This is a genomic window from Paraburkholderia sediminicola, assembly GCF_046026855.1.
GTDB classification, from domain to species: domain Bacteria; phylum Pseudomonadota; class Gammaproteobacteria; order Burkholderiales; family Burkholderiaceae; genus Paraburkholderia; species Paraburkholderia sediminicola_A.
The window spans coordinates 32,756-51,552 of record NZ_JAQQET010000010.1; the positions used below are offsets into that span (position 1 = coordinate 32,756).

General features: G+C 62.1%; 17 protein-coding genes. 11 read left to right on the top strand and 6 right to left on the bottom strand.

Features of this window, described 5'->3' with window-relative positions; genetic code table 11:
- Positions 1 to 17: 17 nt before the first annotated feature.
- The 3 genes from PQR40_RS12980 to PQR40_RS12990 all read left to right on the top strand — a co-directional run bounded on the left by PQR40_RS12980 (position 18) and on the right by PQR40_RS12990 (position 3,309).
- Positions 18 to 362: a cupin domain-containing protein gene (locus tag PQR40_RS12980; protein ID WP_408229097.1), complete on the top strand. Its 345-nt coding sequence runs from the start codon at positions 18 to 20 to the stop codon at positions 360 to 362.
- 301 nt (positions 363 to 663) lie between these two features.
- The gene (locus PQR40_RS12985; protein WP_408229100.1) at positions 664 to 1,881 is read left to right on the top strand and encodes a porin; all 1,218 of its coding nucleotides are present in this window, start codon (positions 664 to 666) and stop codon (positions 1,879 to 1,881) included.
- Between the two features lie 69 nt (positions 1,882 to 1,950).
- Positions 1,951 to 3,309 carry an MFS transporter gene (locus PQR40_RS12990; protein ID WP_408336297.1) on the top strand — a complete coding sequence of 453 codons (1,359 nt, stop codon included), beginning with the start codon at positions 1,951 to 1,953 and terminating at the stop codon, positions 3,307 to 3,309.
- A gap of 19 nt (positions 3,310 to 3,328) precedes the next feature.
- Here PQR40_RS12990 and PQR40_RS12995 read toward each other — a convergent pair whose 3' ends face one another.
- On the bottom strand, positions 3,329 to 4,732 hold the full coding sequence (locus PQR40_RS12995; protein WP_408392644.1) for a GGDEF domain-containing protein: 1,404 nt from the start codon (positions 4,730 to 4,732) through the stop codon (positions 3,329 to 3,331).
- A 434-nt stretch (positions 4,733 to 5,166) separates the two neighbouring features.
- Here PQR40_RS12995 and PQR40_RS13000 point away from each other — a divergent pair, with 434 nt between their 5' ends.
- Positions 5,167 to 5,496, top strand: coding sequence for a hypothetical protein (locus PQR40_RS13000; protein WP_408229108.1), 330 nt, complete (start codon positions 5,167 to 5,169; stop codon positions 5,494 to 5,496).
- 53 nt (positions 5,497 to 5,549) lie between these two features.
- On the opposite strand, the gene PQR40_RS13005 is transcribed toward PQR40_RS13000, so the two are convergent.
- The gene (locus PQR40_RS13005) at positions 5,550 to 5,810 is read right to left on the bottom strand and encodes a hypothetical protein (RefSeq protein WP_408509207.1); all 261 of its coding nucleotides are present in this window, start codon (positions 5,808 to 5,810) and stop codon (positions 5,550 to 5,552) included.
- Between the two features lie 177 nt (positions 5,811 to 5,987).
- On the opposite strand from PQR40_RS13005, the gene PQR40_RS13010 reads away from it, so the two are divergent.
- Positions 5,988 to 8,420: a penicillin acylase family protein gene (locus PQR40_RS13010; protein WP_408509117.1), complete on the top strand. Its 2,433-nt coding sequence runs from the start codon at positions 5,988 to 5,990 to the stop codon at positions 8,418 to 8,420.
- 214 nt (positions 8,421 to 8,634) lie between these two features.
- Complete coding sequence (locus tag PQR40_RS13015; RefSeq protein WP_408392650.1) at positions 8,635 to 10,107, top strand: NAD-dependent succinate-semialdehyde dehydrogenase; 1,473 nt, start codon at positions 8,635 to 8,637, stop codon at positions 10,105 to 10,107.
- A gap of 92 nt (positions 10,108 to 10,199) precedes the next feature.
- Here the strand turns inward: PQR40_RS13015 and PQR40_RS13020 are convergent, their stop codons facing one another.
- Positions 10,200 to 10,925: a haloacid dehalogenase type II gene (locus PQR40_RS13020; RefSeq protein WP_408336282.1), complete on the bottom strand. Its 726-nt coding sequence runs from the start codon at positions 10,923 to 10,925 to the stop codon at positions 10,200 to 10,202.
- Positions 10,926 to 11,168: 243 nt separating this feature from the next.
- Here PQR40_RS13020 and PQR40_RS13025 point away from each other — a divergent pair, with 243 nt between their 5' ends.
- From PQR40_RS13025 to PQR40_RS13045, 5 genes are all read left to right on the top strand, one after another.
- Positions 11,169 to 12,518, top strand: a complete 1,350-nt coding sequence (locus tag PQR40_RS13025; protein WP_408229120.1) for an MFS transporter — start codon at positions 11,169 to 11,171, stop codon at positions 12,516 to 12,518.
- A gap of 54 nt (positions 12,519 to 12,572) precedes the next feature.
- Positions 12,573 to 13,790 (top strand): acyl-CoA dehydrogenase family protein, encoded by a 1,218-nt coding sequence (locus PQR40_RS13030; protein WP_408509118.1) that lies wholly within the window; start codon positions 12,573 to 12,575, stop codon positions 13,788 to 13,790.
- A gap of 86 nt (positions 13,791 to 13,876) precedes the next feature.
- On the top strand, positions 13,877 to 14,374 hold the full coding sequence (locus tag PQR40_RS13035) for a flavin reductase (protein WP_408509201.1): 498 nt from the start codon (positions 13,877 to 13,879) through the stop codon (positions 14,372 to 14,374).
- Positions 14,375 to 14,376: 2 nt separating this feature from the next.
- Positions 14,377 to 15,105, top strand: coding sequence for an EthD family reductase (locus tag PQR40_RS13040; protein WP_408509119.1), 729 nt, complete (start codon positions 14,377 to 14,379; stop codon positions 15,103 to 15,105).
- Between the two features lie 29 nt (positions 15,106 to 15,134).
- Positions 15,135 to 16,076: a LysR family transcriptional regulator gene (locus PQR40_RS13045; RefSeq protein ID WP_408509120.1), complete on the top strand. Its 942-nt coding sequence runs from the start codon at positions 15,135 to 15,137 to the stop codon at positions 16,074 to 16,076.
- Positions 16,077 to 16,122: 46 nt separating this feature from the next.
- Here PQR40_RS13045 and PQR40_RS13050 read toward each other — a convergent pair whose 3' ends face one another.
- The 3 genes from PQR40_RS13050 to PQR40_RS13060 all read right to left on the bottom strand — a co-directional run bounded on the left by PQR40_RS13050 (position 16,123) and on the right by PQR40_RS13060 (position 18,795).
- Positions 16,123 to 17,082, bottom strand: coding sequence for a VOC family protein (locus tag PQR40_RS13050; RefSeq protein WP_408509121.1), 960 nt, complete (start codon positions 17,080 to 17,082; stop codon positions 16,123 to 16,125).
- Positions 17,083 to 17,181: 99 nt separating this feature from the next.
- A complete protein-coding gene (locus tag PQR40_RS13055) occupies positions 17,182 to 18,027 on the bottom strand; it encodes a fumarylacetoacetate hydrolase family protein (RefSeq protein WP_408509122.1) in 846 nt (281 codons plus the stop codon).
- A gap of 57 nt (positions 18,028 to 18,084) precedes the next feature.
- Positions 18,085 to 18,795, bottom strand: coding sequence for an FCD domain-containing protein (locus PQR40_RS13060; protein ID WP_408509123.1), 711 nt, complete (start codon positions 18,793 to 18,795; stop codon positions 18,085 to 18,087).
- Positions 18,796 to 18,797 lie beyond the last annotated feature (2 nt).

The following is an 18,797-nucleotide window of genomic DNA, read 5'->3' on the forward strand; positions in this document are numbered from 1 at the left end:
CAAAAGGTAACGTAAAGATGAAGGTTCAAAGCATCAGGCAAAGCGTGAATCTGCAGAATCTGGAGGACTGGGGCACGGCAGGGCTGCCCGGCACGACGCCGCTTCAGGTGTCCGGCGTGCAGCGCGTCATCAAGGGCAGCGAATCCATCGACACCGGTATTTTCGAATGCACGGCCGGCACGTACCGCCGCTCGATCAAGCAGGCCGAGGTGATGCACTTCCTCGCGGGGCGCGGCCGCTTCACGCCCGATAACGAAGAGACCGTCCATTTTGCAAGCGGCGACACGCTCTTTTTCGAGGCCAATACAGAGGGGCTTTGGGAAGTCGAGGAAACGATGCGTAAGGTGTATGTGATCTTCTAAACGCAGCAAGGAGCGCCGCGCGCCGGCGCTCTTCTCCCCCGTACCATCCCCGCCTTATCCCGGCGCGCCTTGTGCGCCGCGGCATTTCGCAGTACTTCCCGCTACCCGACCCCACGCCTGCCGTGATGCGCGCCTGCAACATAGTCGGGTTATCCCGCGTTGCTCGTGAATATCAAACTGCTTACAGTCCCACCTGTTCGCACAAAGAATCACAGTTCTTTATACGAACAAAACCACCGATAAAAAATTATCTCCGACCGGGTCGCAAAACGTCCTCAGAGGTCGAATTGGAGAGCAGTTCATGAATCGCACCATCACATTGACCCGGATCGCCTGCGCGGTCACCGCTCTCGCCAGCGCGCCTGCCTTCGCGCAAAGCAGCGTCACGCTGTACGGCATCGTGGATACGGGTATCGGCTATCAAAGCAGCCAGACTTCCCTCGGCTCGACGTCCGGCGGCAAATCGAACGTCAAGATGATCAACGGCGTATGGGCCGGCAGCCGCTTCGGCCTGAAGGGTGCAGAAGATCTCGGCGGTGGCACCAAGGCCATCTTCCAGCTGGAGTCCGGTTTCAATTCCACCACCGGCGCACAGCAGTATACGAACGCGCTGTTCGGCCGCCAGGCATGGGTCGGCGTGACGAACCCGACCTACGGTACGTTGCAGGCCGGCCGTCAATACACGGCGTATTACACGCTGCTGTCGCCGTATAGCCCGACCACGTGGCTCACCGGCTACTACGGCGCGCACCCGGGCGACGTCGACGCACTCGACACGATCTATCGCGCGAACAATTCGCTGGTCTATACGTCGCCGAAACTGTACGGCTTTACGTTCAGCGGTTCGTATGCTGTCGGCGGCGTGCCGGGCAGCCTGAACCGCGGCTCGACGTGGAGCGGCGCGATCCAGTACCTCAACGGCCCGGTCGGCGTTGCGGTCGGCTTCATGCGTATCAACAATTCGACGCTGGGCGGCGGCGCGTACGGCGCGGATTCGACCGTGTCGAACAACGGCGCGCAGCCAGGCGTGTCGGCCGTGACCAACGGCTATCAGACGGCGCAGGCGCAGCAGCGCTTCGCGGTCACCGGCGGCTACAACTTCGGTAACGGCTGGGACGTGTCCGCTGCGTACTCGAACGTGCAGTACATTCCGGGTACAGGCTCGAGCTTCCGCGATACGGCGATCTTCAACACGGCTGGCGTCGTGCTGCACTGGAAGCCGACGATCGCGTGGGACTTCGCAACCGGCTACAGCTATACGCGTGCAACGAAGGCGAACGGCATCACGAGTTCGGCGCAGTACCAGCAGGTCAACCTGTCCGAGTACTATGCGTTATCGAAGCGCACGGGCCTCTATGCGTTGCAGGCGTTCCAGCGCACCAACGGCAACACGCTCGGCACGGCGGGTTCGGGCCACATCATCACGGCGACCGCAAGCCTCGGCGACGGTTTCCAGAGCGCGCCGTCGTCGTCACGCAGCCAGTTCGCCGCCGGCGTGGGCATCGTGCACCGCTTCTGAACGGCGTACGATCGTAGAAGAAAGGAAGGCTCGTTACGACGAGCCTTTTTTCGCAATCAGGAGACCATCATGAGCCGCAGCACCGCTGTGAACGTTCAAACGTTTATCAACGAACATCCCTTCTCGCCGTTCCAGTGGCTCATCTTTTTCATGTGTTTCATCATCGTCCTGCTGGACGGTTTTGACACCGCTGCGATCGGTTTCATTGCGCCTTCGCTGATCTCCGAATGGGGTATCACGCGACCGGCGCTCGCGCCGGTGCTCAGCGCGGCGCTGTTCGGCCTCGCGTGCGGCGCGCTCGGCTCAGGGCCGCTTTCCGACCGCCTCGGGCGGCGCTCGATGCTGCTCGGCTCGGTGCTGCTGTTCGGCGTGGCCTGCCTTGCCTCGGCGTTCTCGAACAGCATCGAACACCTGACGATCTTGCGCTTCATCACCGGCGTCGGCCTCGGTGCCGCCATGCCGAACGCCGTGACGATGATGGGCGAGTATTGCCCGGATCGCCGCCGCGCGACCGTGATCAATCTGATGTTCTGCGGCTTTCCGCTGGGCGCGGCCTTCGGCGGCTTTCTCGCCGCGTGGATGATTCCGCACTTCGGCTGGCGCAGCGTACTGCTGCTCGGCGGCATCACACCGCTGTTGCTGCTGATCGTCCTCGTACTGAAGATGCCGGAATCGGTCCGCTACATGGTGGCCAACAGCCAGCCGGTGGAACGGATCCGTGCAGCGCTGGCGCGCATTTCGAGCGAAGCCGCGCAGGGCGGCAGCTTCGTCATGACCGAAACCGCGCCGCAAACCGGCGGCAAGGGCATGGGCGTGGTGCTCTCGCGTTCGTACATCATCGGCTCGGTGATGCTCTGGATTGCCTACTTCATGGGCCTCGTGATCTTCTACGCGTCGATCAACTGGATGCCGATTCTGCTGAAGGACGCCGGACTCACGCCGCAACGCGCGACGCTGATTTCCGCGCTGTTCCCGCTCGGCGGCGTGGGCGCCGTGCTGTGCGGCGTGCTGATGGACCGCTTCAACGCGAACCGCATCATTGCGGCCTGCTATGCGCTGACCGCGGTGAGCGTGTACTTCATCGGCCAGGCGGTCGGCAATGTCGGCGCGCTGGTGTTCATCGTATTCGTCGCGGGCGTGTTGATGAACACCGCGCAATCGTCAATGCCGGCGCTGGCTGCGGCGTTTTATCCCACCCAGGGACGCGGTACGGGCGTGGCGTGGATGCTGGGGATCGGGCGCTTCGGCGGGATCGCGGGTTCGTTCCTCGTGGCCGAACTGACGCGCCGCCACTTCACGTTTGGCGGCATCTTCGCGATGGTCGCGGTGGCGGGTCTGATTTCGTGCGTGGCCTTGCTGATCAAACAGGCGGCGCGGCCGCATGTGGCGGCGGCGCCCGGCGCGAAAGCGGAGTCGTTCGGCCACTGAGTTGGATAGTTAAGCGCTTCTATCCGGCCACCACACGGTTGCGGCCATTGTGCTTGGCCTGGTAGAGGCGCTCATCGGCGACTCGCAGGAGCGTGTCGATCGTGTCGCCGTCGCGGCCAAACTCGGAGACACCAACACTGACGGTAACGGCGACCGGCCGCCCGGTTCCAGTATAGAACTCCTCCGTAGCCACCGCGCCCCGGACGCGCTCCGCGATCGAACGTGCCACGTCTAGCGCGGCTCTAGGCAGCAGCACCATAAACTCTTCGCCACCGACTCGCGCCACACCGTCATACGGTCGAATGGCATCAAGGCATTTCTGCACGAAGCGCTGCAACACCTCGTCACCCACCTGATGCCCGTAGTTGTCGTTGATCAATTTGAAGTGGTCGAGATCCAACGCAAGCAGCGAAAACGGCGCACCACTTCGCCTGGCTCGTGCAATTTCCGCCTCCACTTGCTGGATAAACTCACGCCGGTTCGCGGCACCCGTCAGCGGATCAGTCGCAGCGAGATGCTCAAGCTTGTGATTGGTGCGTTGGAGCTCCTGTAGCGCGCTTTCCGTGCGTGCCATCGCCTCGGCGAGGCGGGCCATCAGCTCTTCCTGGCTGTAGATCGTCGAAAAGGACCGCGTCGTGCGAAACGCTTGAACGACACCATAGCTCAGCAGGAAAAAGCCGGCTGCGAAGATCGCGTGTGCCAGCCACCACATATGATTCCAGGGCTTGCCGAGAATGAACGCGAGAGACGCAAGCGCGAAGAAGGTGATCGAGATGCCGTAGATCACCATCAGCGGCGAGCGAATGCGACGCAGCATCAGCGTCAAGACGTTCAACGTCGAGAAGATGAGCGCCCCGCCCTCCATTGAGAGTCGCACTGCGAGGTTGCCCGCAATTGGCGAGTTCGCAATGAACCCGACAATGACGTCAATCACGACGAACACAGCGATCCACGTCAGCCACGGGCGCGGCTTCGAGCGCCGCTCGACCGCGTCCGGCGCGCGGTGGTACGAGTAAAGCCCGACCAACAGCAGCACCGACATCACCAGACGCGATGCCGGTCCATAGAGCAGGAACAGCCAGATATTATGGTGAGCCATGCCGGTGAACGCGCCGTGCAGCGCATAGACCATCACAAAGCCCAGAAAGCCCAAAGTCAACCACCGCAGCAGCGGTTCACCCGACGACAGATAACAACGCCAGGTCACATAGGTGACAAACAGCCCCTCGAGCGTCGCCGCCGCAATCGCGATTTCGTGGAACACATGGTTTTCGAACTTCAGGCTCGGGTCCTGAAAGAAAGCCAGATAAGCAATCAGGTAGGCGGGAACGAGCGCAAAACCAATGACCAGCAAAGCCGAGTAGACCTTGGTCACGATCCCGATGATGCGGGGCGGTTCTTCGATTGAGATGGTCGTGCTCATGTGCCCGTCTCCGACAATATTGCTGTGGTTTTTCACATCGCCGAGCGATTGACGCGCGAATCGGCCGACTCGGACGACGGCGCCATGCCGTCGTGCAGATCCAAGCATACTGCGCAGCTGACTACCTTCAGGTGATTGGAAGTATAAGCGTCAGATTTCTTCTAGCGCCGTCTTTCATTGTTTGTCTACGAAGACGGGGGGCGTCGCTATCCGATCGGTACGGGAAACGTCGACGCAAAGCGAAATCACGAGCTTATGCGACCCGGCATCAAGCGGCATGCGCACCCGTCCAGCGCCCCGTTCGACATGCGCGCCGTCGAGCAGCGCGCCTCACTTCCCGATAAACTACGCCGTTATTTGATCCGTTCGGTTGCCGCGATGGCGGGATACCACCGCTTTTGCACCGTCGCCCATCTAACGACAGGATTCTGGTAATGAAACGTGTAGCTGTATTGACCGTGCTCGCGGTATGCCTCGCCCAGCCGGCAGTTGAAGCCCTTGCACAAACAGTCAGCGATCAATGTTTTGCGATCGGCGATATCGCCGGCCAGGTGGCGTCGTGGCGAGCGCACAAAAAGACGAAAGAGCAGGCGCTTGATCAGGCGGCAAAGTACTACAAGGGGAAGGCCGACCGGCAGGCGGTCGCAGGCATCATCGAGAAGATCTATAGTCCCGGCGCGCCGCACATGACACCCGATCAGGCCAGCATGGCGTTCACATCGGAATGCGCGAGCCAGCAGAAATCGCAGACACCCAGGCAGTAGCAGTGCCTGCTATCCACACGGCTATTTCGCCACACTAGCGGCTAGAGCCACCGCTACCGCTTGCGAAACGCATCCAGCGACGTCAACGCGTTGCCGTGAAAATCGAACAACGTGTTGTTGTCCCATTGGTCACCCGCACCGATCTTCCATCCGACGGTTGCGATCCAGACGGCGGCCATTGCGGAGTTGTCGATCGGGAGTCTGATCCGGTTGATCCAGGCGCCTGAGCAGCAAGCGTCGATGGTGCTCGCGCCACCGACGCAACTCGACGTACGCGCTTCGACGGGGCCGCGACGGATACGTTGACATGGCACTTTGACTGCGCTCCGCAGGCCGGAATCCAACAAATCCGCTTCATTCCGTTTACAGTTTGCGGCAAGCACTTAAAATAAGCCGCTCGAGACAACGACGTCTGAACGGATCCCGAGGTTGATGGCGATTCAACAGACCGCCTTCGATGCACACCGCATCGACAATCCAACGGAGGAGACATGCAGACAGGACGCAAGCTCGCAGCAGTCATCGCGTGGGCCGTCACGTGCGCCGGAACAACAGCACTGACGTGCCACGCCGCCAGCGCCGATGAAGTCCCTGTGCAAACCGTCACACTCGCGGGTCTCGCGCAACCCTCGGACATTCTGATCGACCGCTGGGGCGTGCCGCACATCTTCGCGGCGAACGAAAGCGACGCCTTTTTCGTACAGGGCTTCAACGCAGCACGCGACCGGCTCTTCCAGATCGACTTATGGCACCGCCGCGGCCTCGGCGAGCTCGCCGAGGTATTCGGTCCGGCGTATGTCGAGCAGGACAAAGCCACGCGACTGTTTCTCTACCGTGGCGACATGAACGCCGAATGGAAACGCTACGGCCCCGACGCCAGGCCCGTGGCCACGCGCTTCGCCGCGGGCGTGAACGCATACATCGACTGGCTGGCGGCGCACCCAGACCAGATGCCCTATGAGTTTCGCAAAGTCGGCTACTGGCCGGCGAAATGGTCGGCCGACGACGTCGTGCGCATCCGCAGCCACGGCCTCACGCGCAACCTGACGAGCGAGGTCGCGCGTGCGAAGGTGGCCTGCAAGAGCTCGCTCGATGCCGACTCGGTCCGCTTCGGTCTGCAGCCGGCCTGGCAGCCGCATATGCCGGAGGGACTCGACCCCTGCCTGCCGGACGATGTGCTGAAAGTCTTCACGCTCGCCACCCAAAACGTACGCGTGACACGTGACTCGTTGAAGAGCGCCGACGCATCGACCACCGTCATTGCCGCCGCTGACAACCCCGAGGAAGTCACCGAAGGCAGCAACAACTGGGTCATCGCGCCGGACAAATCGGCCACCGGCCGCGCGATCATGGCGAACGACCCGCATCGTGCGTATGCGGCGCCGAGCCTGCGCTATATCCAGCAGATCAGCACGCCGACGCTCGACATCATCGGCGGTGGCGAGCCCTCGGCGCCAGGCATCTCGATCGGACACAACGGCTCAATCGCGTATGGCCTCACGATCTTCAACATCGATCAGGAAGACCTCTACGTCTACGAATTGAACCCGGCCAATCCGCATGAATATCGCTACCGGGGTCACTGGGAGCCGATGCACATCGTGCGGGAGACCATCGCCGTGCGTGGCGGCGCGCCGGTCGTCGCCGATCTGGCGTTCACCCGGCATGGTCCGGTGATCTACACCGAGGACGCGAAGCATCGAGCCTTCGCCGTTCGCACCGCATGGCTCGCGCCCGGCATGTCGCCGTATTTCGATTCGGTGCGTTACATGCGCGCCAAAAACTTCGCGCAGTTCAAGAACGCGCTATCGACATGGGGCGCGCCGACCGTGAATCAGGTGTATGCGGATACGCATGGCGACATCGGCTGGGTGCCGAGCGGCCTCGCCCCGAAGCGTCCGAACTGGGCCGGCCTGATGCCCGTGCCGGGCGACGGCCGTTACGAATGGGCCGGCTTCTGGCCGCGCGACGACATGCCTTCGGCCTATAACCCGAAAGCCGGCTATTTCACGACGTCCAACGAGATGAACCTGCCCGCGGACTATCCCAATGCCGAGCGCAAACTCGGCTTCGAATGGACCAACAGTTCACGGCATCAACGCATCGACGAAGTGCTCAAGGCACTGCCCAAGGTGTCGATTGAAGACTCCGAACGCTTGCAGAACGATATCGAATCGATCCCGGCCCGGCGCCTCGTCGCGCTCCTCACGCCGCTCTCGAGCGACGACCCGGACACGCGCGCCGCACTCACCCTGCTCAAGGGCTGGGATGCGCAGATGCGGGCCGATTCCGCGCAAGCCGCACTCGAAGAGGTATGGCTGAGCCGGCATCTCGGCAGCGCGTTCAAGAATGCCGTCTTGCCGAAGGCAGCCGCGGCGTCGTTCGGTGCACCGGATACCGCCGTGATGCTGGACTCCCTCGAACATCCCCAGGCACGCTTTGGTGAGAATGCCGAGGCGAAACGCGACGCGGTGCTGCTGGCAAGCCTGCATGACGCCTACGGCGAGATGGTGCAACTGCAAGGCACGGATGCAAGCCGCTGGCAGTGGGGCAAGCTGCAAACCAACCTGAACGCGCATCCGTTCGCCGACCTCGTCGATGCCGACATGCGCGCCAAGCTGAACGTCGGGCCGCTCGGCAAAGGCGGAAGTGCCTACACGCCCAATCAGTCGACGTATCGCGCGAGCGACTTCCGGCAGACCAACGGGCCTTCGTTCCGGGTGATCGTCGACGTCGGCAACTGGGATAACTCGCGCGCCGTGAACCTGCCGGGCGAATCCGGCGATCCGGACAGCCCGCACTATCGCGACCTTGCTCAGATGTGGCTTGACGGCCAGTACTTCCCGCTGCTTTATTCGCGTGCGGCCGTCGAGGCCGCCACCGAAAAACGCATCCATCTCGTGCCGGGCGCGCAGACGAATTGACCTGCTCCACCGCTGCCGCAGCAGAAAATGCTGTGGCAGCGTGAAAAAAACGCTCCGCGCACCCTCAAAGGCCCCATGGGATGATTTCATTGACTGCGGCGTACGCGTAGCATCAACGTACTAATCGCCCGCAATACACCCTATGCGCGCGGCCGCGCCGCCGCGTCGATGATTCGCCCCCGCCTCATCCAGGGCAACCCGAAGGAGCAACCCGATGTCTCTCGTATTGACTCGCAATGAACTGATTCGCCCGCAGAATCTGATCGACGGCAAGTGGATCGACGCCGCCGACGCCGCCCGCTTCCCGGTCACCAACCCGGCCACCGGCGAATTGATCGTCGAAGTCGCGAACAGTAGCGCAACAGACGCACGCGCCGCCACCGACGCCGCGTCCCGCGCGTTCCCCGCATGGCGCGACAAGCTGCCGCGCGAACGCGCGGAGATTCTGCATCGCTGGCATGCGCTGATCGTCGCCAATACCGAAGACCTCGCGAAGCTGATGTCGCTGGAACAAGGCAAGCCGCTCGCGGAAAGCCGCGGCGAAGTCGCCTACGGCGCCTCGTACGTCGCCTGGTTCGCCGACGAGGCGACACGCGTCTACGGCGATCTGATCCCGCAGCAACAGCGCGGCAAACGCATGAGTTCGGTGAAGGAACCGGTCGGCGTGGTCGCGGCGATCACACCGTGGAACTTCCCGCTGGCGATGATCGCGCGCAAGATCGCGCCTGCGCTCGCAGCCGGATGCACGGTCGTCGCCAAGCCCGCCGAAGACACGCCGCTCACCGCGCTCGCGCTCGCGGCGCTCGCGCAGGAAGCGGGCTTGCCGGACGGCGTGCTGAACATGCTGTCGGCTTCGCGTGAAGAGGGGATTGCGGCGGTCGCTGACTGGCTCGCCGACGCACGCGTGCGCAAGATCACGTTCACGGGGTCGACGCCGGTCGGCAAGCATCTCGCCCGCGAATCGGCTGGCACGCTGAAAAAGCTGTCATTGGAATTGGGCGGCAACGCCCCCTTCATCGTATTCGACGATGCCGACCTCGACGCGGCGGTCACCGGTCTGATGGCCTCCAAGTTCCGCAACGGCGGTCAGACTTGCGTATGCCCGAACCGCGTCTATGTGCAGTCCGGCGTCTACGCGCGTTTCGCCGATCTGCTTGCGAAACGCGTCGCCGCGCTGAAGGTTGCGCCCGCAACCGATCCGGAGGCACAGATCGGCCCGATGATCAACGAACGTGCAATCGACAAGATTGCCCGCCACGTAGAAGATGCCGTCAAACACGGAGCAAAAGTGCTGACGGGCGGCAGGCGCCTGACCGAACTCGGCCCGAACTACTATGCACCGACGGTGCTAACCGATGCGCGGGAGGACATGATCTTCTGCTGCGAGGAAACCTTTGGGCCGGTGGCGCCCCTGTTCCGCTTCGACGACGAGGCCGACGCGATCCACCGTGCCAACGACACGCCGTTCGGCCTCGCTGCCTACTTCTACACGCAGGACGTGCGGCGCATCAATCGCGTTGCGGGCCAGCTCGAAGCAGGCGTGATCGGCATCAACGAAGGCGCCGTGTCGAGCGAAGCAGCGCCGTTCGGTGGCGTGAAGGAATCGGGTTATGGCCGCGAAGGTTCGAAGTACGGGCTCGACGATTATCTGTCGATCAAGTACATGTGTCAGGGCGGTCTGGATTAACAGACTGCTGCGCGTTCAGCGTTTTTCGCTCTGCCGCCTGACGTTACCGCCGCACCTGGTGTGCGGCGATACGCGAAGGCGGCATTCTGCGATTACTTCTGCAGCAACGCGTCCTGATGCGCCTTCACAAGATCGGCCATGCTGTTGAAGCGGAAATCGATCTTTGGCTGCACGCCCGGATTCATCGTCGCACCGAAGCCCTGCTTGGCATGCCGCCGATAGATCCAGCACGATGCAAGACCGAATTCGTTCGCCGGCTTATGGTCATGGAACAGACTCTCGGCCGTATGCAGAATCTTTTCTTTTCTGACGCCCCGCTCGCCCAGTTTCTCCAGCATGTACTCGAAATTGCGTGGTGACGGTTTATACGAGCCGACGTCTTCGGCCGTGATGATCGCGTCGAACTCGACCTGAAGTTTCGCGTTGCTATACGCAAAGCTTTCGTTGTCGATATTCGACAGAATCACGAGCTTGTAGTGCTTTTTCAGGTACTGCAATGCTTCTGCCGAATCTTCGAACGCCGGCCAATTCTGAATCGACTTGCCATACGCGATGCAGTCGCCCAGCGTGAATGGCACCTGCCATTCTTCGGCGAGTCGCTTGTAGACGATAGGCAACAGTTCCTGATAGCGCCTCGCCGGCGTGTATTTCTGCTGCGAGGATTCGTGGCGCGCGTGCGCTTCGAGCACCTGGTCGCGCGTCAGCGGTTGCCTGACGCGTTCGAGAAGCGGCCGCAGCCCCTCGAAGATGCCTGTTTCCCAATCGATCAACGTTCCGTAGCAGTCGAACGTCAACGCATCGAAGTCGGTGAGTTGCATACCCGTCCCCCTCAGTTGTTCCCCGGATGAACCCACAGTGTAGGGGTTTGTGGCGCCCCCCTGGTACACGCCGTCTCCCTCCCTCGTCATGCACCCCATTCATGACGCTCATTTTTGTCCCTAATTTGACCGGGTTTTCTCGCGGCTCTATGGTTCGGCCATGCCTGCCGGACTCGTATCGCCCCCCCGCCGATCAGCATGGCTGGGACGCGGAACCTTCAACATCGTGACCTTCCACATGCCATGAACTCTGACGCGACCGCCGCCCTCACACCCCTACCCGCTGTCCGGCCAACCAGCAAGGTTCGTCGCGCAGTGACGACCGCGGTGCTCGGCCAGATCCTCGAATGGTATGATTTTTTCCTCTATGGAACCGCCGCTGCGCTGGTGTTCGGCAAGCTGTTCTTTCCGGTCGGCAGCGATCCACTGACGGGCACGATCGCGGCATTCGGCGGCTTTACGGTGGGCTTCATCGCGCGGCCCATCGGCGGCGTCCTGTGCGGCCATATCGGCGACCGCTACGGCCGTAAGACCGTCATGATGCTGACGCTGCTGGTGATGGGCACGGCCACCGTCTGCATGGGTCTTCTGCCGACCTACCACCAGATCGGCATCGCGGCACCCGTCATGCTCGTGCTGCTGCGCATCCTGCAGGGCCTCGCGGCAGGTGGGGAATGGAGCGGCAGCATCCTGCTGATTCACGAGAGCGCGCCCGCCTCGAAGCGCGGTGCGCTGGCGGCGTGGAGTCCGAGCGGCGCGGCATTCGGCTTCGTGCTGTCGACCGCTGCATTCCTGCTCGTGCAGACACTCTCGCCGTCCGACTTCCACAGTTGGGGCTGGCGTGTGCCGTTCCTCTGCAGCGCCGTGCTGGTCGCGCTCGGTCTGTGGATGCGCCGCTCCGTCGACGAAAGCGCGGAGTTCGCCGAAGTGAAGGCCACGCGCCGCGACAGCCGCATGCCGATCGTCGAGGTGCTTCGTCAATGTCCGCGCGAAGTGCTGACGGTGTTCGGCCTGCGCTTCGGCGAAGGCGCCGCGTCCTACATCTTCTTTGCGTTCTCGATTGCCTATAGCCAGTTCATCGGCATCAAATCAAGCTGGGTGCTAGGCGGCCTGACCTTGTCGATGCTGCTGATGATCCCCGTTTCGCTGCTGATGGGACGCCTCACCGACAAGATCGGCCGCAAACCCGTCTATCTCGCCGGCGCGATCGCGATGGTGCTGGTCGCGTATCCGTACTTCACGTTGCTCGGCTCTGGCGTGCTGTGGAAAGTCATCGCGGCGCTCGTGCTCGCCAACAGCATCACGCTCGGCATTCTCGAAGGCGCACAACCCGCCTTCATCAGCGAATTGCTGCCGGTCCATCTGCGCTTCTCGGGCTTGGGCATCGGCCGCGAGATTTCCTCGGTACTCGGCGGCGGCCTCTCGCCGATGGTGGCGACCGCTTTGCTCGCCCACTACCGCAGCGCCACGCCAGTCGCCATTTATCTCGTCGTGCTTGGCTTGATCACCGTGCTCGCGACGTGTCTTGCGCCCGAGACCTTCCCCAAAGCGCTGCGACTTCAGGCGCAACGCAAAGAGCAGGACCACGCCTGACGTCCAGCCGACGCCGCGTCATCAACCCCTCATTCATTTCCTCACGTTGCCATCATGCAAAGCCTTCAAAGCAACAGTCTTTCGACCTACGCCTACGAACCTCGCGCGATCGATCACACGGATCCTTATCCGGAGTACGCAGGTCCGATTACCCTCGACGCGCTGATCGGCGAGATCGAGCGTCGCCGGGACGAATTCGATCAGGTGTCACATGTTCCGCGCGACATGGTCGCGAAGATGAAACGCGCGGGGATTTTCCGCGCGAGTACGCCACAGCGATTCGGCGGCGACGCGTTGCCGCCGCCGCAATTCCTGCGAATCCTCGAACGCATTGCCATCGCCGACGGCTCGACCGCCTGGGTCGCCGCGTTCGGCTCGGCGAATACTTATCTCGCCTCGCTGCCGATCGAAACGCAGCAGCACATTTATGCCACTGGCCCGGATCAGGTTTTCTCCGGCGGCCTCTATCCGCTGCAACCGGCCACCAGAGTGGCCGGCGGCTTCATGGTCAGCGGTCAATGGCGCTTTGCCAGCGGCTGCAAGGGCGCGGACTGGATCGGCGTCGGGATCGGCGGCACACCCGCAAGTTCAGGCGATGCGGGCGCGGGCAAGCCGTTCACCGCGGTATTTCCCGCGCATGAGGTGGAGATCGTCGAGAACTGGAACGTCGTCGGTATGCAGGGCACCGGCAGCCACGACTTGCGACTGCACGACAAATTCGTCGATACGCAATGGACTTTTGTACGCGGCGGCCAGCCGTTGATCGACGAACCACTCTACCGCTATCCCGCTGTCGCCTATCAGGCGCAAGTGCACGCCGCTGTCAATATCGGCCTCGCGCGCGCAGCGCTCGATCTGCTGACGGGCATGTCCGGATCGACCAGAACCACGACCGGCGCGCCGCGTCTCGCGGATCGGGGCTATTACCGCTCGGGCCTTGCGAAAGCAGAGGCCAACTGGCGCAGTGCCCGTGCGTTCTTCTACGAGTCCGCCGAGGCAGCATGGAAGACAATTGTTGCCGGCGATCCCGTCACGCAGGACCAGGCCAATTTGCTGCGCCTGAGTGCAACACATGCCGCGCAGGTCGGTGCCGAGGTCGTGATGCAGGCTTACCAGATGGCAGGAGTAGCCGCGATCTATCGCGAGAACCGCTTGCAGCGTCTGGTGCGGGATTCGATCGTCGTGACCCAGCACGCGTTTCTTGGCGAAGGGACTTACGACGCATCCGGCGCGCTGTTCGCAGGCGTGCCGCCGGTCACGCCTTATCCCTGATGCCCCTGACGCAACGACTCGCACTCCACAATCACGAGGCACAGAACGTGACGATCGAAGACACCAGAAAGCGTTTCCGCGACGCCATGGCGTGCCTGCCCGCCGCCGTCAACGTCATCACCACGAACGGGTCCGGCGGTCGCTGCGGCATCACAGCGAGCGCCGTGTGCTCGGTGACGGACGCGCCGCCGACCATGCTCGTCTGTATCAATCAGGCCAGCTACGTCCACGACGTACTGCATCGCAACCGCAATGTGTGCATCAACGTGCTCGCTGCCGGGTACCAGGATCTCGCGCGTGATTTTGCCGGAATGACAGCGTGTTCGATGGACGAGCGGTTCGGACGACATGCATGGGCGAGCGGACAAGCTTCGGTGCCCGTTCTCTCGGATGCGATTGCCAGTCTGGAAGGCGAAATCGTCGACATCAAGACGGTCGGTTCGCACTCCGTCATGTTCGTGCAGATCCGGCACATTGCGCTGCGATCCAATGGTGACGGGCTCATCTATTTCGGGCGGCAGTTCCATTGCCTGACGCGGCCGGCAGCGGCAACGCCATCCGTTACCGCGCATACAGGGAGGTAGGCATGGAGGTCTGCCTGTTTCTTCTTGCCCACTGCGATGACGCGGGCAAAGCGCGACTGCCTGTTGACCGGTCCCTGCTCGAAGCGGCATCGCGAGAAATACAAGGACTCACCCCGGGGCTGACCCGTTTCGTGATCCATCTCCCTGCGGAGTCGCCGGATAGCGACCCGTTGTCGAAGACCCATGCTTCGAGCCCCTGCTGCGCATTGCAATGGTATTTCGACGATCTCGGTTTGCTCGAAACAGCGCTGCAAGCCGACGGCGCGATGCACAGGATCGTGGATCGCATAACGAACGCTGCCAAAGTCAATCTCACGTTCGCACAGCAAGTCATGGCAGTCAGGCCATTCGCCACACCGAATCCAGGCGGCGCCGACCCTCGCGCTGAACGATGCACTTACCTCGTCAGCTACGAAGGCGAAGCGGAAGATTTCAACGCATGGCTGACGCACTACATCACACATCATCCGCCGCTGATGGCGCAACTGCCCGGTATTCGCGAACTGGAAATCTATACGCGACTCGAATACCGATCCGGCCTGAGTATTCCGCGCGCCACCGCCATGCAGCGCAACAAGGTCGTCTTCGACAATCCCGAAGCACTCGCCGCGGCGCTGGCGTCGCCGATCCGTGCACACATGAAACAGGATTTCAACGCATTTCCGCCGTACAGCGGACCAACCCCGCATTTCCCTATGCGCAGCATTTACGGTAATCTGAAACCGACATAAACGCCCCTCACTGCCGCGATCCGAACGTCATGACCAAGTCGCACCCCGGCATTACGGATTTGAATCTGCTGCGCGTGTTTCTGGCCATCTCCGATCTGCGCAGTCTGACCGCCGCGGGTGAGCGCCTCGGACTCACGCAACCAGCGGTCAGCCATGCACTGCGCCGTTTGCGTGTCCTGTTCGACGACCCTCTCTTCGTTCGAACGCCCACCGGCATGGTCCCGACCGACGCCGCTTTGCACTTGCATGCGCCCCTCACACAGGCGTTCGGGATCATCAACGTCGCGGTCCAGCAACTCGCGAAATTCGACCCCGCCATCGCGCAACGTGTATTCCGCGTTTCCATGTCAGACATGTCGGAGTTCTATTTTCTGCCCCCCCTTCTCACGATGCTCGACCAGAACGCGCGTGGCATCCGTATTGAGATCGCGAACTTCCCAGTCGACTCGGTTAGCACTGCAATGCGCAGCGGCAAGATCGATCTGGCACTCGGCTACGTGCCGGGCCTTGACCCGGGTTGCGTGAGCAAGACCCTCTTCGTCGACGAACATGTCTGCGTGGTGCGGGCAGGCCACCCGCTACGCAAACAGAAGCCAACCAAGGAAGACCTCGCGGGCTTGCGCTACGTCTACGCAAGCACAAACGCAACCGGGCACAGGATGGTCGAGCAATGGCTGGAAGAACTGAATCTCCACCGGGATATCGTATTGCGCTTGCCCCATTTCGTGGTGGCGCCCGAGATCGTTCAACATACCGATCTCGCCGTCATTTTCCCCAGGAGCATCGCGCAACGCTTTAACCGCAACAAGGCCTTTCGCATCCTTCCGTTGCCGTTCTCCCTGCCGCCCATCGAAATTCAGGTCCATTCGCACTCGCAATTCTCGGCGGACCCGGGCATTGCATGGCTCCTCGATGCGATTTACGCCATGTTCCATCAGCCGTCGATCGGTACCGAGACGGGACGTAGTTGAATCCTGGGGCGTTACAGTGCGTAGGTTCTTTGAAGCAGCGTGGCGATCAGGCTTCGCTGTTATGAATGAAATACGGCGGCACGTCCGGCCCCCACAGATAAAGCGAGTCTTCAGGCGGAAAGTCACCGGCCGGCCAGACTTGGCCTGCGCTCACGAAATCGATGTCCGCGGAAAACTCGGAGAACGAACCCCACGGGTCCATCACGTAGTGGAAGTAGTTCGAACCGAGCACATGGCGGCCCGTCCCCCAGCCACGCGTGTAACCCGCGACCGCCATTTGCGACGAGCCGGCGCCGACTTCATCGATACCGTCTACATCCCATGCGACGTGATGCCAGCCCTTCGCGCTGCTCTTCGCGAACGCGACCAGATGATGATCGCTGCCGTGCACAGCGTGCATGAAGGCGATGATGTCGGCTGAACGGTCGGACAGACGCAGGCCTAACGCGCGCTGATAGAAATCGGTTGCACGCAGCGTATCCGGCGTGAACAGCAGCACGTGGCTCATGCGCCGCGGCTTCACGATACACGCCTGCGAACGCGGATGCGAGCCGCGGCGATCGGCATCTACTTCTGCGCGGCCAAATGGTGTCTTTTGAGCCGGCGTGGTTTTCGGTCCGACGCCGACGTGAATCAGATTGCCGTCGGGATCGACGAACCACAGACCGTCATCCGTATGTTGCCGCCCTTCGGCAAGTGCTGCGGTGTCAGCACCGACACGGCCGCCCGCTTCGCGCACCTGGTGCTCGAGGGTCTCGAGATCGCCTTCGAAGCAATTGAAGCTGAGATACGCGAGTGATTTGTTAGCGGCAGGGAGAATACGCGCCCAACGGTGTCCGTCGAGCGCGCGTAACTCCAGTTGCGTATCGGTGCCCTCGCCGATGTCGCGCACGTCGAGGCCGAACGCGCCGTAGAAATGCCGCGCGTCGGCGACCGAAGGCACGTTCAGCGCGAAATGATCGATTGAATGAACGGCGGCGCGGCGCGTGGATGCATCGTTGCTCATCTCTGTCTCCAGCGAGGTAGTGCCCAACTCCTGGCGCGGCGCCGGAAGCGGCCTCTGTGGGCCGCGCGGGGGCACCGCGCGAAGAATCACCCGGACGCGTCAGCCGCGTGCGGGTTCCTGCACGATCGGATTACGCAGCGGCATGAATCCGTCGACGCTTACTTCGCAAACGTCACCCGGTTTCATCAGCAGCTTCGGCTCACGTGCCCAGCCAATGCCCGACGGCGTGCCGGTCACGATGATATCGCCCGCTTCGAGCGTGATCGCTTCGCTGATCGTGGAGATCAGCGTTTCGATGTCGAACACCATGGTGTCGGTCGAGGCGGATTGCACGATCTCGCCGTTCAGGCGCGTTTCCAGTTGCAAACCGCGCGCGCCGTGCGGAACTTCATCCGGCGTGACGAGTTCGGGACCAAAAGCACCCGTGCCGTCGAAGTTCTTGCCAACCGTCCATTGCGGCGTCTTGAACTGATAGTCGCGCACCGAGCCGTCATTGAAAAGCGCGTAGCCCGCAACGTGCGAGAGCGCGTCGGCCTTCGCGATATGACGGCCACCGCTTTTCAGCACAACAGCCAGCTCGCCTTCGTAATCGAGCGCATCGGATACGTTCGGACGCACGATCGGTTCGTTATGCGCCACCAGGCTGGTGTTCACACGCAGGAACAGCGTCGGATAACCCGGCTGTTCGTACTTGCTCTCCTGCGTGTGTTCGCTGTAATTCAGACCCACGCAGATCACCTTGCCCGAACGCGTGAGCGGCGGCAGAAACCTCAACTCCGCCACGGACCGCTCGCCGCTGACTTCAGCGCCCGCCGCGTAGGACACGAGATCGACGCCTCTCGCCAGCAGATCGTCGAGCGACGCCGGGCCCAGCACCTTTACCTTGCCATCTTTCAGCAGACCCAGCTTGCGCTGGCCCTCTTCTTCAAACTGCACGAATCGCATTTCGTCCTCCTCCCATGTTGAGGACGATCTTAAGACAAAAATATATATAAAACAACTTTAAATATTTTTTATTGTCGGCGCGCGCAGCGCGTCGGCAACCAGACGCGCGGTTGTACCGAAGTGATCCGCCAGTAACGAGCCTGCCAGCTCGACGTCATGCGACAGAACCGCCTCGACGATCGCCTCGTGTTCGTCGGCGACGCTGCGGTCGTGCCCATGCGGCGCGGTTGCCGACAGGTGCCGGTAACGCGCGGTCTGATCGCGCAGCATGGTCGCGAACTGCGTCAGCCACGGCGACTGGCAGCCGGCAATCAGCGTTTCGTGGAACCGGTTATGGGCGATTTCCCACTCAGGATTCAGCCGGTCGGAATGGGCTGGGTCGTAGACGGGCAAACGCTGCAGCAGATGATGCGCAGCCAGCAGTTCGCCTTCCCAGCGTGCATCGCGGCGGCGAATCGCCCGTGTAATCGCCAGCCGCTCGATGTCCTGGCGCGTTTGCGTGATGTCCTCCAGTTCATCCAGCGAGACCTCCGCGACGCGGAAGCCTTTCTGGTCGATCGCCACGACAAAACCGCTCGCGCTCAGGCGCGACAACGCTTCCCGTAATGGAATGGCGCCCACGTCGTAGCGCTCGCCCAGCTCCCGTACACGCAGCTTGCTGCCCGGCTCCAGCAGACCGGCGATGATGTCGCGCCGTAGCGTGGTTTCCAGCGCGGACGCTATCGTGCGGCCCGAGCCGTCGTCGAGTACTGCTGTCGCGTCGCTCATGG

Excerpts from the sequence above, each read along its gene's own strand:
- PQR40_RS12980 (WP_408229097.1), top strand. The coding sequence starts at position 18 with ATGAAGGTTCAAAGCATCAGGCAAAGCGTGAATCTGCAGAATCTGGAG.
- PQR40_RS13050 (WP_408509121.1), bottom strand. The coding sequence starts at position 17,082 with ATGAGCAACGATGCATCCACGCGCCGCGCCGCCGTTCATTCAATCGAT.
- PQR40_RS13015 (WP_408392650.1), top strand. The coding sequence starts at position 8,635 with ATGTCTCTCGTATTGACTCGCAATGAACTGATTCGCCCGCAGAATCTG.
- PQR40_RS13060 (WP_408509123.1), bottom strand. The coding sequence starts at position 18,795 with ATGAGCGACGCGACAGCAGTACTCGACGACGGCTCGGGCCGCACGATA.
- PQR40_RS13040 (WP_408509119.1), top strand. The coding sequence starts at position 14,377 with ATGGAGGTCTGCCTGTTTCTTCTTGCCCACTGCGATGACGCGGGCAAA.
- PQR40_RS13030 (WP_408509118.1), top strand. The coding sequence starts at position 12,573 with ATGCAAAGCCTTCAAAGCAACAGTCTTTCGACCTACGCCTACGAACCT.
- PQR40_RS12990 (WP_408336297.1), top strand. The coding sequence starts at position 1,951 with ATGAGCCGCAGCACCGCTGTGAACGTTCAAACGTTTATCAACGAACAT.
- PQR40_RS13025 (WP_408229120.1), top strand. The coding sequence starts at position 11,169 with ATGAACTCTGACGCGACCGCCGCCCTCACACCCCTACCCGCTGTCCGG.
- PQR40_RS12995 (WP_408392644.1), bottom strand. The coding sequence starts at position 4,732 with ATGAGCACGACCATCTCAATCGAAGAACCGCCCCGCATCATCGGGATC.
- PQR40_RS13020 (WP_408336282.1), bottom strand. The coding sequence starts at position 10,925 with ATGCAACTCACCGACTTCGATGCGTTGACGTTCGACTGCTACGGAACG.
- PQR40_RS12985 (WP_408229100.1), top strand. The coding sequence starts at position 664 with ATGAATCGCACCATCACATTGACCCGGATCGCCTGCGCGGTCACCGCT.
- PQR40_RS13010 (WP_408509117.1), top strand. The coding sequence starts at position 5,988 with ATGCAGACAGGACGCAAGCTCGCAGCAGTCATCGCGTGGGCCGTCACG.
- PQR40_RS13000 (WP_408229108.1), top strand. The coding sequence starts at position 5,167 with ATGAAACGTGTAGCTGTATTGACCGTGCTCGCGGTATGCCTCGCCCAG.
- PQR40_RS13055 (WP_408509122.1), bottom strand. The coding sequence starts at position 18,027 with ATGCGATTCGTGCAGTTTGAAGAAGAGGGCCAGCGCAAGCTGGGTCTG.
- PQR40_RS13035 (WP_408509201.1), top strand. The coding sequence starts at position 13,877 with ATGGCGTGCCTGCCCGCCGCCGTCAACGTCATCACCACGAACGGGTCC.
- PQR40_RS13045 (WP_408509120.1), top strand. The coding sequence starts at position 15,135 with ATGACCAAGTCGCACCCCGGCATTACGGATTTGAATCTGCTGCGCGTG.